Consider the following 16,777-nt stretch of genomic DNA (forward strand, 5'->3'; position numbering starts at 1 on the left):
CCTTAGTTTCGGATCGATCGGGGTTTCGGATCGATCGCCACTGATTTGCCGGACCTGGCTGACTGTAACGCCGCTTCGGCTGATGTCAGCGACCAGATGCCGTCTTCGCCAGTGGCCGACGGCTGGCCTTCGCCACGGATCGCCGCATGGAACTGGCGCAAAGACCTGACATAGAGATCTTCGCGGTCGAAGCTCAATTCCTCCTCGCCCTGTGCCGTGCGCAGCAGCACAGAGCCGATCGGCTTCTGCGTCATCACATCTTTCGCGATCAGCGAGCCTTCGCTGCCATGCACCTCGAAGCCGGTGCCGGCAAATTTGGTGGTGAAGCCCTCATGCGACTGGGCGATGACGCCCGATCCAAAGCGCCAGATGCACATGGCGCCGTCTTCCAACCCGCCCCCGGCCATGCCGGCCGATTGCGTGAACGCCGAAACCTCAAGCGGATCGTCGCCGAGCACGAAGCGCAGCGTGTCGGCATCGTGCACGGTGATGTCGAGCACCACACCGCCGCCGGCTTCCGGCCTGGTGATGCGCCAGCCCTGCAGATCCTCAGGCAGATAAACGGAGTGGAAGACGCGCGCGGCGATCGGTTTGCCGATGCGGCCGACGGCGATGGCTTCGCGCATCGCCCGGTGCGAGCCGGCATTGCGCAGATGATGATTGGTGCCGAGCACGAGACCGGCTGCTTTGGCGGCGGCGACCATCTTGCGCGCATCGGCGCTGGTCAGTGCGAGCGGCTTTTCGCAGAGCACATGTTTTCCCGCCTTGATGGCAGCTAATGCCTGTTCGAGATGCAATTCGTTGGTGGTCGAGATGTAGGCGACGTCGATGTCGGAGCCGAGCAATTCATCGAGCGTCGAGACGGCAAGCGGAATGCCGTTCTCCTTGGCATAGGAAGTGGCGCGCTCCGGGCTGGAACTCATCACCGCCGTGATCTCGCTGTTCGGTTGCGCGCGGATGGCGTTGATCATGAATTGCCTGGCGATCGTGCTTGCGCCGATCAGTCCCCATTTGACGGTCATGCCGCGTCTCCCATTCCAGCACGGCGATCAGGACCGCAACTGTCCCTGACGACGAGGTTGACGGCGCCGATATGATCCTCGGCGCGCGTGGTGCGCGACTGGATCATCTTCAGCATGACATGGGCGGCGCGCTCGCCCAGGCCTGCCGAATCCACCGCGACGCTGGTCAGCGCCGGCATGTAATGCTGGGCTTCGACCACGTCGTCGAAGCCGACGACGGCGAAATCCACGCCGGGCTCGAGTCCGCGCTTGCGCAGCGCCAGCATGACGCCGAAGGCGACCGCATCGTTGAAGCACAGCGCCGCGGTCGGCGGATCGGCCATCGCGCGGGCCGTCTCCAGGCAGGCAATGCCGCCCTTGCGGCTGGTTTCGCCTTCAACGACCAGTGTATCGCGCTTGGCGATGCCGAGCGCCTCGCAGGCCTCGCGAAATCCGCCCAGCCGCTCATGATAGACCACCAGGTCCGATGAGCCGCCGAAGAAGGCCAGCCGGCGATGCCCTTTGCCGATCAGATGTGCGGTGGCGAGCCAGGCGCCGCGATGATTGTCGGGCGCGATCACCGGGATGCGACTTTCAGGAAGGCGGCGCATGGTGAAGACGATCGGAAGGCCCGCCATCTCGATGCGGCGGAAAGCACCAGGGGTCGTGCCGCGCGCCGGCGACACGATCAGCCCGGCGACACCTTGCTCCATCAGCGATTTCAGTACCTCTTCCTGGCGCACCGGGTTCTCCGCCGTGTTGGCGATGAACGGCACGATGCCCGCCGACTGGAACACACGCTCCATGCCGACCGCCATTTCGGCGAAAAACGGGTTGGTAAGGTCGTTGATGACCATGCCGATGACGTTGGAATGGGCCTTGCGCAGATTGGCGGCGCCGCGGTTGTAGACATAACCGACATCCTCGATCGCCTTGCGGACCTTCAGCGCGGTCTCAGGCCGGATCAGATCGCTGCCCTGCAGCACGAGCGACACCGTCGACTTGGACACGCCCGCCTCACGGGCAATGTCGAGTATCGTCGCCTTGGGCCTGCTGGCCATCCAGATCGTCCTCCGGTATTTTCTGGTCGAAATTTATTGGAACGTTCTAATTGCGTGATGCATTTGAGTCAATCAGGATTTTCCCGAATTCAGAAAACCGAGTCCTCAGCAGCTAAAGTTTACACTTTAAGGCCTTTCTCGCTGCGTGCAGCATTTTTGGCGACGTGGATTGAGAAATCGTAGAAGGTTGATTTATTGGAACGTTCCATTTATAGGTGCGATCAAGGGAGAGATTGATGGACATTGCCTTGCCCGGGGAGGGCGGTCGTAGCACTCGCTACCGCCTTGTCGGCCTGTCGGCACAGCCGGTGATCGGCGCGCGGTTTCCACGCATCGCCTATGCCGCCGCCCATGTCGTTGCCGATCCCCTTGAGATGACCGATCCATGGGCTCATCCAGCGATCGACTGGGAGCGCACGATGGCGTTCCGCCATCATCTGTGGCGGCTCGGCTTCCGTATCGCCGAGGCGATGGACACCGCGCAGCGGGGTATGGGTTTCGACTGGGCAAACGCCAGGGAATTGATCCGCCGCTCGATCGCCGAGGCGCGAACCGTCGACGGCGCCGATCTCGCCTCGGGCGCCGGAACAGACCATCTGGCGCCAGGCACCGCCAGGACGCTCGACGATGTCATCGCGGCCTATGAAGAGCAGTTCGATTTCATCGAAGGCCTGGGCGGCAATGCGATCATGATGGCCAGCCGCGCGCTGGCGGCTGTCGCCAAGGGTCCCGACGATTATATCAGCGTCTATGACCGCATCCTGTCTCAAGCATCCGGCAAGGTCATCCTGCACTGGCTGGGCGATATGTTCGATCCGGCGCTGAAGGGCTATTGGGGCAGCCCTGATTTCGAGACCGCGCTCGGCACGGTGATCGCCGTCATCGAAAGCCACGCCGGCAAGGTCGAGGGGATCAAGATATCGCTGCTCGATGCCGGTAAAGAGGTTGCCCTGCGCAACCGGCTGCCGGAAGGGGTGGTCATGTTCACCGGCGACGACTTCAACTACCCCGAGCTGATCGCCGGCGATGGCGAGAGACATTCGCACGCACTGCTCGGGATTTTCGATGCCATCGCGCCCGTCGCCAATGCCGCGCTGGCGAAACTGGCCGCCGGCGACCGCGCCGGCTATGACGCGCTGATGGCGCCGACGGTACCTCTGTCGCGGAAAATCTTCGAGGCGCCGACCGAATATTATAAGGCCGGTATCGTCCTCATGGCGTGGCTGAACGGCCACCAGGACCATTTTTCGATGGTCGGCGGCATGCAATCGGCGCGCGGCATTTGCCACTACGCCGATGTGTTTCGCCTTGCCGACCAGGCCGGATTGCTGGCCGACCCGGAGCTTGCCATCGGGAGAATGAAGAGCCTGTGCGCCGTCGCGGGTGTCTAAGCGCCATACCATCAGAAGAGTTCGGCCAAATCTTCGATTTGCCTTGTCCGGGCAAATCTGTATGCGGTATGCGTCCGAGGCAGGCCCATCCGGCGCGCGCCAGATGGTCATAGCGACCGTTCTGCATAGGGATACGCCAATGGATTTCGACCTAAGGGGCAAGCGCGTTTTCGTGGCTGGGCATCGCGGCATGGTCGGCTCGGCCATATTGCGCAGGCTGGCGGACCAGGACTGCGAGGTCCTGACCGCATCCCGCGATGAACTCGATCTCATGGATCAGGCCGGCGTGCGGCGCTGGATGGCTGGCCACAGGCCGGATGCGGTGGTGATGGCAGCGGCCAAGGTCGGCGGTATCCTGGCAAACAACAGGTTGCCGGTCGATTTTCTGCAGGACAATCTCATCATGCAGACCAACGTCATCGACAGCGCCTTTCGCACCGAGGTGCAGAAATTACTGTTCCTCGGTTCGTCCTGCATCTATCCGAAATTTGCGGCGCAGCCGATCTCCGAGGACGCCTTGCTCACCGGTCCGCTCGAACCCACCAACGAATGGTATGCGATCGCCAAGATCGCTGGGCTGAAACTGTGCCAGGCCTATCGGCGCCAATACGGTGTCGAGTACATCTCGGCGATGCCGACCAACCTTTATGGTCCCGGCGACAATTTCGACCTGTCCACCAGCCATGTCATACCAGCCCTTATGCGCAAGGCGCACAAGGCCAAGCGCGCCGGCGACAAAACCTTGGAGGTCTGGGGGTCGGGCACGCCAATGCGCGAGTTCATGCATGTCGACGATGCCGCCGACGCTCTGGTCTGGCTGCTGAAAAACTATGCCGGCGATAGCCACGTCAATGTCGGCTCGGGCGAAGACATCACCATTGCCGAGCTCGCCCGCACCATGCTCTCCGTCGTCGGCGCCGAGGCGGTGCTCACATTCGATGCGACGAAGCCGGACGGCACGCCGCGCAAACTGATGGACGTGTCGCGCCTGTTTGCCACGGGCTGGCGGCCGCGGTACTCGCTTCAGAGCGGATTGGAGCAGACCTATGCGTGGTTTCTCCAGCATATCGAGAAGGGCGATCTCCGCCTCGGCGCGGCCTGATCCTCGATCGACGCTGATCGCTGCCAGCAGACATGACGGCTTGTGCGGCCGTCTCTTGGCCATGGCCAATGCAAAATCGCTCGCCGACACGCTTGGATATCGTTTCGGATTCACCTGGAAGAGCGATTCCCCAGGACACCAACTTTCATATCGTCGAGATGGCCGAAAAGATATCCTCTGCCGACTTCATTGAGAAGCATTGGCCGGGCCAAAAAATCAAGGCGTCCGATTCTGGCATTCTCGAAAATACGGCGCCTGAAGCGCTCGTCAGACGAGAAAATCCGCGGGGCACGAGTGACGGCGGATTGTCTGGATGGTGGGCGTGACAGGGATTGAACCTGTGACCCCTGCAATGTCAATGCAGTGCTCTCCCGCTGAGCTACACGCCCATCCGAAGCCGCGCATACACCATTTTTGCCACGGCGCGTCAATAGCAGGAAAAGGGAAAGAACGGTTCGCCTTGCCACGCCGCTGGGGACGCGCCGGAAGCCGGCGGCGGAAAGCGCGTCAGGCCGCCTGCAGCATCTTTTCGACCTCGTTGACGAGGTCGCGCAGATGGAACGGCTTTGACAGCACCTTGGCGTCTTTCGGCGCCTTGGAATCCGGATTGAGCGCAACGGCGGCGAAGCCGGTGATGAACATGACCTTGAGATCGGGATCGATCTCGGTGGCGCGGCGGGCGAGTTCTATGCCGTCCATCTCCGGCATGACGATGTCGGTCAAGAGCAGCGAGAAAGGCTCTTCGCGCAACCGCTCATAGGCGCTGGCGCCATTGTCGAAATCGCTGACCTGGTAACCGGCACGCTCCAGCGCCTTGACGAGGAACCGGCGCATGTCATCGTCGTCTTCCGCCAGTAGAATGCGTGCCATCTTATCCCGTCCGAATCACCCGTCCGAGACTGCCGTGGGGCAGCCCGTTAACCATCCTGTATATGAGGAGGTGACGGTAAACATCAAGTGAACGATAAAGGGCCCGATCCGCATTTAACAAAGCGGTCCGGACGCCGAAACGCTGGACATGCGGCCGGTGAGGTGGCACTTTTCCAATCATGATGCATTGGTGTTTCCGGATTCGTTCAAATTGAAAACGGCAGCCGAGGATTTTTCGGTCGTTCCCCCCTTCGAAATCCGGTCGGGCGCCGAACAGCGCGTCCCCTTCCTCTTCAACTCACCGCATAGCGGCCGTCACTATCCGGACCGGTTCCTGGCCATGGCAAGGCTGGACCGAAACGCCATCCGCCGCTCCGAAGATTGCTATGTCGACGAATTGTTCGGTGGCGCCGTTGCGCTCGGCGCGCCGATGCTGGCGGCAAACTTTCCGCGCGCTTATCTCGATGTCAACCGGGAGCCCTGGGAACTCGATCCGCGCATGTTCGCCGAACCCGTGCCGTCCTTCTGCAACATCCGCTCGGCACGCGTCGCCGGTGGGCTTGGCACCGTGCCCAAGCTGGTGGGAGAAGGGCTCGACATCTATGCCGGCCGCTTGCCGTTGGCGGAAGCCATCGCGCGTATCGAGGCCGTCTACAAGCCTTACCACGAGACGCTGAAACGGCTTTTGACCAGGACCCATGCGCGGTTCGGCTTTGCCGTGCTGATCGATTGCCACTCGATGCCGGCGAGCATCAGGGTAGGCGACAGCGGTGTCAGGCCCGACTTCATCGTCGGCGACCGTTTCGGCATGTCCGCCTCGGCAGCGTTGACCGAGACGGCGATCGGCCTGCTGATCGGCATGGGCTATACCGTCGCCCATAACAAGCCTTATGCCGGAGGTTTCATCACCGAGCATTATGGCCGCCCCGTGCGCCATCTCCATGCCCTGCAGATCGAGGTCAATCGCGGGCTTTACATGAACGAGCGGACGTTCCAGAAATCCGCCGGCTTCGATGCGCTCGCCGACGATCTGGGGCAATTCTCGGCCGACCTGATGGCGATGCCCGATCACGATTTTATCGATCTGCCGCTTGCCGCCGAATGATGCCAAAAATCAGGATCGATTTGTGCGGGGATTCCGCGCCAAATAAGCGATATTGCGCCAGATGGGCGTCGGCGTTGCGGGCGGGGAAGGCGCCCGATCAGCTGGATGCTGCGCCGAAAAAAAGACCGCATCGTTTGCACGACACGGTCGAAGTCTAGGGAGGAAACGCCCAAGGAGGGCATGGACAGGAAAACCTGTCCGAGAACAAATCTATTGTGCGATGCACAAATGTCAAGCCGCCGATAAGCGTTTTTAATTCACTGTGATGTGTAAACTGAATTTCGAGGACGCCAGCGTTGCATTCGAGCAACAGTTATCGATGCGCAAAAGCTCCGCACGCCCTTGTTTTGGCGGAGATCCACAGGCAGACGACAGTTCCAGGACGCTACAACGCGGGAGAATCAGTTGGATATCAGCATCGATTTCATGCGGCGCATCGCGCATGCCGCCGCAGCCGAAACCTTGCCGCGCTTCCGCAGCCAAGGCGCGATCGCCAACAAGGAGCAAGGCAGCTTCGACCCGGTCACCGAGGCCGACCGCGAGGCTGAGCGGGTCATCCGCGCGCTTATATCAGCGGAATATCCCGATCATGGCATCCTCGGCGAGGAGCATGGGAGCGAGAACATTTCCAGCAGGCATATTTGGGTGATCGATCCGATCGACGGCACGCGCGCCTTCATTTCCGGCCTGCCGGTGTGGGGAACATTGGTCGGGCTGACGGTCGACGGCGATGCCGTCGCCGGCATGATGTCGCAGCCCTTCACCGGCGAGCTTTTCTACGCCAACGCTTCCGGTGCCCATTATGAAGGTCCGGGCGGGCCGCGAAGGCTGACGACACGCAAGACAACGAGCCTCGCCGAGGCGACGCTGTTCACCACCACGCCGGCACTGTTCCAGGGAGATGCGCGTCTGCGCTACGACCTGTTCGAGCGACAGGTCCAGCTCGCCCGCTACGGTACCGACTGCTATGCTTTCGCCATGGTCGCGGCGGGAAGCGTCGACATCGTCGCCGACCCCGGTTTGAAACCCTACGATATCATCGCGTTGATCCCGATCATCGAGAAAGCCGGCGGCGTCGTCACCACCTTCGAAGGCGGACCGGCAGAAAGGGGCGGCGACATTCTGGCTGCGGCAACGCCGGAGCTTCATGCCGCCGCGATGGCGGCGCTGCGTGGCTGAGCGGGAAAAAGCGTTCGGGCGGTGATTTCCCGACCCTCCCGACAGCAGGATGTCAGCAGCTCTCTGCTATGCAGATAATGTCACGGGAGGAAAATCACATGCCGAGGCAGTCAACAGCCAGCCATTCCGGCGATGCGCCGGCAGAAAATGCTCCAGCAGAAAATGCTCCAGTAGATGGCCGGGCCGATTTCGATTTCTTCTTTGGACGCTGGGACGTCAGCCATCGAAGGTTGCGGAAGCGCCTGCAAGGCCACACGAACTGGGACGTGTTTGGCGGGACATGCGACGTGCGCCAGATCCTTGGTGGCCTTGGCAATGTCGACAACAATGTGATTGAATTGCCCGGCGACGCCTATCGTGCCGCCACGCTGCGGACGTTCGATCCGGAGACGAGACAATGGTCGATCTGGTGGATCGACGGACGCAACCCGGCAACCATCGATGTTCCGATGCGCGGCACCTTCGAAGCAGGCGTCGGCACGTTCCTGTGCGAAGACGCCGTCGACGGACGCAATATCCAGGTTCGCTTCCTGTGGTCGCGGATCACTGAAAAATCGGCGCGCTGGGAGCAGGCTTTTTCACCGGATGGCGGCAAGACCCGGGAAACCAACTGGATCATGGATTTCGCCCGGCAAGTGTAGGCCGACGATCGAGTTGGCAGGCTTTTTTCAAGCCTAGCGCTCTTTGCGCGTCCGGAGGGAGTGCGGCACTCAATCAGGCCGTGTCGTCGCTTCCCGGGATGAAGGCATCGAAGGCGGCAAAGAACTGCTCGCGATAAAAGTCGGCCTCCTGCAATATTTCATGGCGTGCGCCATCGATCACCAGCAGCGAACCGAGGCGCAGATGTCTGGTGTAGGTTTCCACCGCCTTGGTCGAGACGACCTGGTCGGCCCCGGCGGCGATCACCAGTAAGGGTACCTGGATCCTGGCCATGAAGTCGGGATCGCTGATGGCCTCGGACGCCTCCACCGCCGCTTTCAGCCAGCGTATCGTCGGGCCGCCGAGTGCCAGTTGCGGGTAGGTTTCGTAGATCAGCGTGTTGCGCCGATACCGCTCCGGATCTGATGTCACCATGTTGGCGGCAAACGGAATGGTTCTTCTGGGCCGCGGACCCCAGGCGGCATAAAGCTTGCCAAGGCCCAGCAGACAGAACAGCGAGCAGAGGCGGCGAACGGTGATTGTCGAGACCGGCAGGTCGGGAACGGCCAGGAATGGCGCGATCAGCACCATGCGCCGTACGCGGTTCACCATCGACGGTGCGGCAAGCAGCGTAATCACCGCCCCGGCCGAATGGGCTAATATGTAATAAGGCCCCCGGCAGTCGGGCAGCACGATCTCCTCGAAGAACTGTTCCAGGTCGCCGGTATAGTCGAAGAAGCTGCGGACATAGCCGCGCTCGCGGTCGCTGATCAGCCGGTCGGAACCGCCCTGGCCGCGCCAGTCGAGGGTAGCCACGCCGAAGCCGCGATCGGCAAGATTGCGGATGGTCTCGAAATATTTTTCGATGCACTCGTTGCGGCCAGTCAGCACGACCACGGTGCCCTTCATCGGGCGCGCAACGGCGGGGAAGAGGCCGTAGCGGATCTTCTTGCCATCGCGCGTGGTGAAGAAACCACCGGCCGCATTTTCCGGTAGCGGATTGCCCGGAATTTCGCGGAACAGGGGAATTTTGTTGAGGAGGTCCGTCATTCGGCGCTGCGTTTGTGTGTCGCTGCCTGCATGGCGCAAGCTTTGGTAGGCATAGACGCCCAGGCAGCAAAAGCAAGGAATTCCGGACGCGTTGGAAAGGCTGAACGAGGCAGCCGGCGAGTGAGGCCGAAAGCAGCTTGCGGCATGCTTCCGGCCCCCGTCGATCCGGGAGGAAGGGACGTTACACCCGGTCGGCGCCGTTGCGGCATCTCGCGCATGAACCCGAAAATCGGACCGATTTTCGCTGTGAATCATGCGCAATCAAAGTGTTACAGCGTCCTTTGCGCGTCCGGGAGGACGCGCGGCACCGTAACCGCCGCCTGTTCCTTGATCCTGGGAGCAGTCTAGCGCCACTTAGCTGAACGTCCGCCGAAGCCGCGGTTCATCTGCCGTTCATCGAGGAATCTTGAAATGCTTTCAGGTGCTCCCCAAATGTCTGCTGTGGCCGCCAATGTCGGGGCCGCTGGCCTATTCGGAACGCCGTCACGGGTTTCGCACCGGCCACACGCAAACCTTGTTGCTCAACAGGAGAACACACTATGCGTCACGTTGATTTTTCCCCGCTCTATCGTTCGACCGTCGGTTTCGACCGGCTGTTCACCATGCTCGATTCGCTTGCGCAGCCGGAAGGTGCGCAGACCTACCCGCCCTACAACATCGAGCGCACCGGCGAGGATTCCTATCGCATCTCGATGGCGGTCGCCGGCTTCTCGGACGACGAGCTCTCGATCGAAGCTCACCGCAACGTTCTGACAGTCAAGGGTGAGCGCAAGGAAGACGGCAATGGCGAAAGCTCCGAACTGCTCTATCGCGGTATCGCCAGCAGGGCCTTTGAGCGCCGCTTCCAGCTTGCCGACCATGTTGAAGTCGTTGGCGCCTCGCTGAAGAACGGCCTGCTCTTCGTCGATCTCAAGCGCAATATCCCCGAGGAGCTGAAGCCCCGCAAAATCGCGATCACCGCGTCTTCGGCGAAGGCCAAGCAGATCGAGGCCAAGACCGCCGCGTAAGCTGCGTCACCAAGACGACCTCAGGGACGAAGGGCGGCGCTTCGCGTCGCCCTTTTTTATGGATAAGGTGCCGCTATCCACCAATTAGCTGGCCAAAGCGGTCGACCTCTTCGGCCGTGGTCGCAAAGCTGGTGACGAAACGGTAGAGCGCCTCGTCCTCGCCGATATGGCAGTCGAAGCCATGCGGCTTGTGCCAGTCGTAGAAGGCGGCACCCGCCATTTGCACTCGTTCAGCCTCGGCCTTTTTCATCACCGCGAACACTTCGTTCGCTTGCGGCAGCCAGGCCAGACGCGCCGACGGGGAATCCTCGATCAGCGCTGCAAGGCGTGCTGCCATGGCGTTGGCGTGCCGGGCCGTGCCGAGCCACAGGTTGTCCTTGAAATAGGCTTCGAACTGCGCAGCGACGAAGCGCGATTTCGAGAACAATTGCGCCGCGCGCTTGCGCAGGAAGGCCAGTTCCCTGGCGCGGTCGAGATCGAACAGCACGATAGCCTCGGCGCACCAGCAGCCGTTCTTGGTGCCGCCGAAAGAGAGGATGTCGATGCCGCCCTTCCAGGTCATCTCCGCCGGTGTTGTGTCGAGCGCGACCAGCGCATTGGCGAAACGGGCGCCATCCATGTGCAGCGGCAGTTTGTGATGCTTGGTGATCGCCGCAATTCGGGCAATTTCGTTCAGTGTGTAGATGGTGCCGACCTCGGTCGACTGGGTGATCGACACCGCCATCGGGCGCCCGGAATGGACGATTTCAGGTGCAAACCGGCTCACCGCCCTGTCCAGATTGTTCGGATCGATCTTGCCCAGCGCACCGTCGACGGCATAGAGCCGTGAGCCGCCGGTAAAGTACTCCGGCGCGCCGCATTCATCCTCGATGACATGCGATTCTCGATGGCAGAAGGAAATGCCGCCTGATTTGTTATAGGCGGTCAGCGACAGCGAATTGGCAGCGGTGCCGGTCGCCACGAAAAACACGGCAACCTCGCGCTCGAAGATTTCGTTGAAGCGCTGGTATACGGCCTCATCGAGGGCGCCGTCGCCATAGGCGGTGGAGAAGCCGCCGGCGTGGGCCGACAGGCCCGCGGCGATGCTGGGATGGGCGCCTGCCCAATTGTCGGAAGCGAAATTCATGCGTTTGCCTGTGCTGGGAAAATCGAGGCAACCTTGGCCGCTTTCGCATGCCGCTCGCAAGTGCCAAGCGGCGGAAAAGCGGTAAAGCCAGCGAGAGGCCGGGACACAGGCGGACGACCGAAGGTTGCGTTTTGGTACAGTCGCGCGTAATTTTCTGTCTCTAAATGCCCAAGATTGTTGTGAATCGGTCTTGTGTGCATCCGTAATTTCTGTCATAAAAATTTAGGACAGTAGTGCTGTCTTATTTTGTCGCACAAAAGAGGCTGGATTGGCGTATCATTGGGCCTCTCCGGCCGTTGCCGCGAGCGACAGGTAGACAGCCCGGCTCTGGCCTGTACGATTGCCGGATGCGAACCAGGCCGCCTGGTTCGACAAGGATTTCGCAAGACGTGCCGTAAGGATGAGAGGGAAGCTTATGCGCTTCCCAACGGAAACCAGCGCCCTCAGGGCTGGGAATGGAGGATAGGATGATGACGGAAATGACGCCATCTGCGACGAACGGCCCGGCCGCGCAGACGAAAGCGCCAGCCGTCAAAAATCGGTCCATCGCCACTGGCCTGACCAAAATTGGGCGAACCCATACCGGCTTCGCGGCGCAAGGCCTTTATGATCCGCGCAACGAGCATGATGCCTGCGGCGTCGGCTTCATCGTCAACATGAAGGGCGTGAAGTCGCATCAAATCGTCAAGGACGGCCTTGCGGTGCTCGAAAATCTGACGCATCGCGGCGCCGTCGGCGCCGATCCGCTGATGGGCGACGGCGCCGGTGTGCTGGTGCAGCTTCCCGACCGCTTCTTCCGCGAGGAGATGGCCAGCCAAGGCGTCGAACTGCCCAAGCCCGGCCATTACGCCGTCGGCCATGTGTTCATGCCGCGCGATCCTGAGCTTCAGGCGCATATCGAAGGCATCATTGCCGAGGTGGCGCAGCTCGAAGGCCAGCCGCTGCTCGGCTTTCGTGATGTGCCGGTCGACAATTCGTCGCTGTCAAAGGCGCCTGATATCGCTGCTTCCGAACCGGTCCAGCGGCAGGTGTTCCTGGGTCGTGGTGCCGAGATCGAGAGCGACGACGATTACGAGCGGCGGCTCTACATCCTGCGTAAGGTCATTTCCGGTCGTATCCACGAGGAGACCAAGGGCGTCGATAATGGCTTCTACGTCGTGTCAATGTCATCGCGGACCATCGTCTACAAGGGCATGTTCCTGGCCTATCAGGTCGGCGCCTATTACAAGGATCTGACCGATCCGCGTTTCGAGACGGCGCTGATCCTCGTCCACCAGCGTTTCTCCACCAACACCTTCCCGTCGTGGAAGCTGGCGCATCCCTATCGCATGGTCGCCCACAATGGCGAGATCAATACGCTGCGCGGCAACGTCAACTGGATGGCGGCGCGGCAGGCCTCGGTCGATTCCGAACTGTTCGGCAACGACATCTCCAAGCTGTGGCCGATCTCCTATGAGGGGCAGTCGGACACCGCATGTTTCGACAATGCGCTCGAATTCCTGACGCAGGGCGGCTACTCGCTCGCTCACGCGATGATGATGCTGATCCCTGAAGCCTGGGCCGGCAACAAGCTGATGGATCAAGATCGCAAGGCCTTTTACGAATACCACGCGGCCCTGATGGAGCCATGGGATGGGCCGGCGGCGGTGGCCTTCACCGACGGCCGCCAGATCGGCGCCACACTCGACCGAAACGGGCTGCGCCCGGCGCGCTACATCGTCACCGACGACGATCGCGTCATCATGGCCTCGGAAGCCGGCGTGCTGCCGGTACCGGAGGAAAGAATCGTCAAGAAGTGGCGGCTTCAGCCCGGCCGCATGCTTTTGATCGACCTGGAGAAGGGCCGCATCGTTTCCGACGAGGAGATCAAGTCGGAGATCGCGACCAGGCATCCCTACAAGAACTGGCTCGCCAACACCCAGCTGATCCTCGAGGATCTGAAGCCGGTCGAGCCGCGGGCGCTGCGCAGGGACGTCAGCCTGCTCGATCGCCAGCAGGCGTTCGGCTACACCCAGGAAGACACCAAGCTGTTGATGTCGCCGATGGCAACCACCGGCCAGGAAGCGGTCGGCTCGATGGGCACCGACACGCCGATTTCGGCGATGTCGGATAGATCGAAGCTGCTCTACACCTATTTCAAGCAGAACTTCGCCCAGGTCACCAATCCGCCGATCGACCCGATCCGCGAGGAACTGGTGATGAGCCTAGTGTCGTTCATCGGGCCGAGGCCCAACATCTTCGACCTCGTCGGCAATTCGCGTCGCAAGCGGCTCGAAGTGCGCCAGCCGATCCTGACCAATGGCGATCTGGAGAAGATCCGCTCTATCGGTCATACCGAGGACCGCTTCGACACCAAGACGATCGACATTACCTATGCTTCGAACGAAGGCGCGGCCGGCATGCAGGGCGCCATCGACCGGTTGTGCGAGCGCGCCGAGGCGGCGGTCGCCGGCGGCTACAACATCATCATCCTGTCCGACCGTCAGCTCGGGCCGGACCGCATCGCGATTCCGGCACTTTTGGCGACGGCGGCGGTCCACCATCATCTGATCCGCAAGGGCTTGCGCACCTCGGTGGGGCTCGTCGTCGAGTCCGGCGAGCCGCGCGAGGTGCATCATTTCTGCTGCCTTGCCGGCTACGGCGCCGAAGCGATCAATCCCTATCTCGCCTTCGACACGCTGCTCGACATGCACAAGCGCGGCGAGCTGCCGGCCGAGGTCGACGCCTATGAGGTCGTCTCCCGATATATCAAGTCGATCGGCAAGGGCATCCTCAAGGTGATGTCGAAGATGGGCATCTCGACCTATCAGTCCTATTGCGGCGCGCAGATCTTCGACGCGATCGGGCTGAAGACCGATTTCGTGCAGAAGTATTTCACCGGCACCGCGACGCTGATCGAAGGCGTCGGGCTGGAGGAGATCGCGGCCGAGACGGTCAGCCGCCACGCCGACGGCTTCGGCAACGACCCGGTGCTGCGCAACAGCCTCGAGGTCGGCGGCGAATACATGTTCCGCATGCGCGGCGAAGCGCATATCTGGTCGCCCGATGCGGTGGCCACCCTGCAGCACGCCGTGCGCCAGGGATCGTGGGAGACGTTCAAGGACTATTCCGCCCAGATCGACAGCGAGACGGCGCGGGCGCAGAGCATTCGCGGCCTGTTCAAGATCAGGCTCGCCGAAGAAACCGGGCGCAAGAAGGTCGCGCTCGACGAGGTCATGTCGGCGGCCGATATCGTCAAGCGGTTCTCGACCGGTGCGATGTCCTTTGGCTCGATCTCCAGGGAAGCGCACACCACGCTGGCGCGCGCCATGAACACCATTGGCGGCAAGTCGAACACCGGCGAGGGCGGCGAAGAGGCCGACCGCTACCTGCCGCTGCCGGGCGGCGGCAAGAACCCCGAGCGTTCGGCGATCAAGCAGGTCGCTTCCGGGCGGTTCGGCGTGACGGCGGAATATCTGGTGAATTCCGATGTGATGCAGATCAAGGTCGCGCAAGGCGCAAAGCCCGGCGAGGGCGGTCAGCTGCCCGGCCACAAGGTCGATGCCACCATTGCCAAGGTCAGGCATTCGACGCCTGGCGTCGGCCTGATCTCGCCGCCGCCGCACCACGACATCTATTCGATCGAGGATTTGGCGCAGCTGATCTTCGATCTCAAGAACGTCAATCCGGCGGCGGATGTCTCGGTCAAGCTAGTCTCCGAAGTCGGTGTCGGCACGGTTGCGGCCGGCGTCGCCAAGGCGCGCGCCGATCACATCACAATTTCCGGCTATGACGGCGGCACCGGCGCATCGCCGCTGACCTCGCTCAAGCACGCCGGCAGCCCGTGGGAAATGGGCCTTGCCGAGACGCACCAGACGCTGGTGCTCAACGGCCTTAGGTCCCGCGTCGCGCTGCAGGTCGATGGCGGCCTGCGCACCGGCCGCGACGTCGTCATCGGCGCGTTGCTTGGCGCCGACGAATTCGGCTTCTCAACCGCGCCGCTGATCGCGGCCGGCTGCATCATGATGCGCAAGTGCCATCTCAACACCTGCCCGGTCGGCGTCGCGACGCAGGATCCGGTGTTGCGCAAGCGCTTCAAGGGCACGCCGGAACACGTCATCAACTTCTTCTTCTATGTGGCGGAAGAGGTCCGGGCGCTGCTCGCCGAGATGGGCTATACCCATCTCGATCAGATCATCGGCGACACCGACCTCTTGGAGAAGCGGGCGCTGATCCAGCACTGGAAGGCGCGCGGGCTCGATTTCAGCAGGATGTTCTTCAAGCCTGATGCCCCGCACGAGGCGGTGCACTGGACCGAGCGGCAGAAGCATCCAATCGACGATGTGCTCGACCGCAAGCTGATCGAGTTGGCCAAGCCGGCGTTGGAAGCCAGGCAGCCGGTCAGCATCGAACTGCCGATCCGCAATGTCGACCGTTCGACCGGCGCCATGCTGTCTGGTGAGGTGGCAAAGCGCTTCAAGCACAAGGGCCTGCGTGAGGACACGATCTCGGTGAAGCTCACCGGTACCGCCGGCCAATCCTTCGGCGCCTTCCTGGCGCGTGGAGTTTCGTTCGAACTGATTGGTGCCGCCAATGACTATGTCGGCAAGGGCCTTTCGGGTGGACGCATCGTCATCCGCCCACCGGAAAACACCAAGATCATCGCCGCCGAGTCGATCATCGTCGGCAACACGGTGCTCTACGGCGCGACCGAGGGCGAGGCCTATTTCTGCGGCGTCGCCGGCGAGCGTTTTGCGGTTCGCAATTCGGGCGTGGCCGCCGTCGTCGAAGGCGTTGGCGACCATGGCTGCGAGTACATGACCGGTGGCATTGTCGTCGTCATCGGCCAGACCGGCCGCAACTTCGCCGCCGGCATGTCGGGCGGTGTCGCCTACGTGCTCGACGAGGAGGGTGATTTCGCCGAGCGCTGCAACATGGCGATGGTCGAACTGGAACCTGTTCCCGAGGAAGACGACCTGATGGAGAAACTGCTCCATCATGGCGGCGACCTCGACCACAAAGGCCGCGTCGACGTGTCCGGTGACATGACCAGCCATGACGAGGAGCGGCTCTATCAGCTGATCTCGAACCACGTTCATTACACGGGTTCGGTGCGAGGCCGCGAGATCCTCGACAACTGGACGACTTTCCGGCCGAAGTTCCGCAAGATCATGCCGGTCGAATACCGCCGCGCGCTGATCGAAATGGAACGCATGCGCATGGGCGTGGCGGCGGAATAGGCTTTGGGAGTTGCCGGGAAGCCAGGC

The 16,777-nt window shown here is 61.9% G+C and carries 13 protein-coding genes and 1 tRNA gene; 8 read left to right on the plus strand and 6 right to left on the minus strand.

What is annotated here, in order from left to right; genetic code table 11:
* Positions 1–2: 2 nt before the first annotated feature.
* Complete coding sequence (locus NKH36_RS28220; protein ID WP_352961079.1) at positions 3–1,022, minus strand: Gfo/Idh/MocA family protein; 1,020 nt, start codon at positions 1,020–1,022, stop codon at positions 3–5.
* Positions 1,019–2,062 carry a LacI family DNA-binding transcriptional regulator gene (locus tag NKH36_RS28225; protein ID WP_352961081.1) on the minus strand — a complete coding sequence of 348 codons (1,044 nt, stop codon included), beginning with the start codon at positions 2,060–2,062 and terminating at the stop codon, positions 1,019–1,021. The genes NKH36_RS28220 and NKH36_RS28225 overlap by 4 nt, the downstream gene beginning before the upstream one ends.
* 236 nt (positions 2,063–2,298) lie before the next feature.
* Here NKH36_RS28225 and NKH36_RS28230 point away from each other — a divergent pair, with 236 nt between their 5' ends.
* From NKH36_RS28230 to NKH36_RS28240, 3 genes are all read left to right on the plus strand, one after another.
* Positions 2,299–3,453 (plus strand): dihydrodipicolinate synthase family protein, encoded by a 1,155-nt coding sequence (locus NKH36_RS28230; protein ID WP_352961083.1) that lies wholly within the window; start codon positions 2,299–2,301, stop codon positions 3,451–3,453.
* 139 nt (positions 3,454–3,592) lie between these two features.
* Complete coding sequence (fcl, locus tag NKH36_RS28235; RefSeq protein WP_352961085.1) at positions 3,593–4,555, plus strand: GDP-L-fucose synthase; 963 nt, start codon at positions 3,593–3,595, stop codon at positions 4,553–4,555.
* A gap of 68 nt (positions 4,556–4,623) precedes the next feature.
* On the plus strand, positions 4,624–4,881 hold the full coding sequence (locus tag NKH36_RS28240) for a hypothetical protein (RefSeq protein ID WP_352961087.1): 258 nt from the start codon (positions 4,624–4,626) through the stop codon (positions 4,879–4,881).
* Here the strand turns inward: NKH36_RS28240 and NKH36_RS28245 are convergent.
* Both NKH36_RS28245 and cpdR read right to left on the minus strand, forming a co-directional pair.
* Positions 4,870–4,944: transfer RNA gene (locus NKH36_RS28245), tRNA-Val, on the minus strand. The genes NKH36_RS28240 and NKH36_RS28245 overlap by 12 nt on opposite strands.
* 118 nt (positions 4,945–5,062) lie before the next feature.
* Positions 5,063–5,425 (minus strand): cell cycle two-component system response regulator CpdR, encoded by a 363-nt coding sequence (gene cpdR, locus NKH36_RS28250; protein WP_006199474.1) that lies wholly within the window; start codon positions 5,423–5,425, stop codon positions 5,063–5,065.
* Between the two features lie 148 nt (positions 5,426–5,573).
* Between cpdR and NKH36_RS28255 the strand changes: the two genes are divergently transcribed.
* The 3 genes from NKH36_RS28255 (at position 5,574) to NKH36_RS28265 (ending at position 8,350) form a co-directional block, all read left to right on the plus strand.
* A complete protein-coding gene (locus NKH36_RS28255; RefSeq protein ID WP_352961089.1) occupies positions 5,574–6,530 on the plus strand; it encodes an N-formylglutamate amidohydrolase in 957 nt (318 codons plus the stop codon).
* A gap of 405 nt (positions 6,531–6,935) precedes the next feature.
* Entirely contained in the window at positions 6,936–7,709 is a 774-nt protein-coding gene (hisN, locus tag NKH36_RS28260; protein WP_352961091.1) for a histidinol-phosphatase, read from the plus strand.
* Between the two features lie 98 nt (positions 7,710–7,807).
* Positions 7,808–8,350: a DUF1579 domain-containing protein gene (locus NKH36_RS28265; RefSeq protein ID WP_352961093.1), complete on the plus strand. Its 543-nt coding sequence runs from the start codon at positions 7,808–7,810 to the stop codon at positions 8,348–8,350.
* A 73-nt stretch (positions 8,351–8,423) separates the two neighbouring features.
* On the opposite strand, the gene NKH36_RS28270 is transcribed toward NKH36_RS28265, so the two are convergent.
* Positions 8,424–9,398 carry an alpha/beta fold hydrolase gene (locus tag NKH36_RS28270; protein ID WP_352961095.1) on the minus strand — a complete coding sequence of 325 codons (975 nt, stop codon included), beginning with the start codon at positions 9,396–9,398 and terminating at the stop codon, positions 8,424–8,426.
* Positions 9,399–9,937: 539 nt separating this feature from the next.
* Here NKH36_RS28270 and NKH36_RS28275 point away from each other — a divergent pair.
* Positions 9,938–10,405, plus strand: coding sequence for an Hsp20 family protein (locus NKH36_RS28275; protein WP_352961097.1), 468 nt, complete (start codon positions 9,938–9,940; stop codon positions 10,403–10,405).
* 73 nt (positions 10,406–10,478) lie between these two features.
* Here NKH36_RS28275 and NKH36_RS28280 read toward each other — a convergent pair whose 3' ends face one another.
* Positions 10,479–11,531: a threonine aldolase family protein gene (locus NKH36_RS28280; RefSeq protein ID WP_352961099.1), complete on the minus strand. Its 1,053-nt coding sequence runs from the start codon at positions 11,529–11,531 to the stop codon at positions 10,479–10,481.
* Positions 11,532–12,001: 470 nt separating this feature from the next.
* Here NKH36_RS28280 and gltB point away from each other — a divergent pair, with 470 nt between their 5' ends.
* Positions 12,002–16,750 (plus strand): glutamate synthase large subunit, encoded by a 4,749-nt coding sequence (gltB, locus tag NKH36_RS28285; protein ID WP_352961171.1) that lies wholly within the window; start codon positions 12,002–12,004, stop codon positions 16,748–16,750.
* The last annotated feature ends 27 nt before the right edge of the window (positions 16,751–16,777 follow it).

Origin of the sequence: Mesorhizobium sp. M1312 (assembly GCF_040318115.1) — a bacterium.
Taxonomy (GTDB): domain Bacteria; phylum Pseudomonadota; class Alphaproteobacteria; order Rhizobiales; family Rhizobiaceae; genus Mesorhizobium.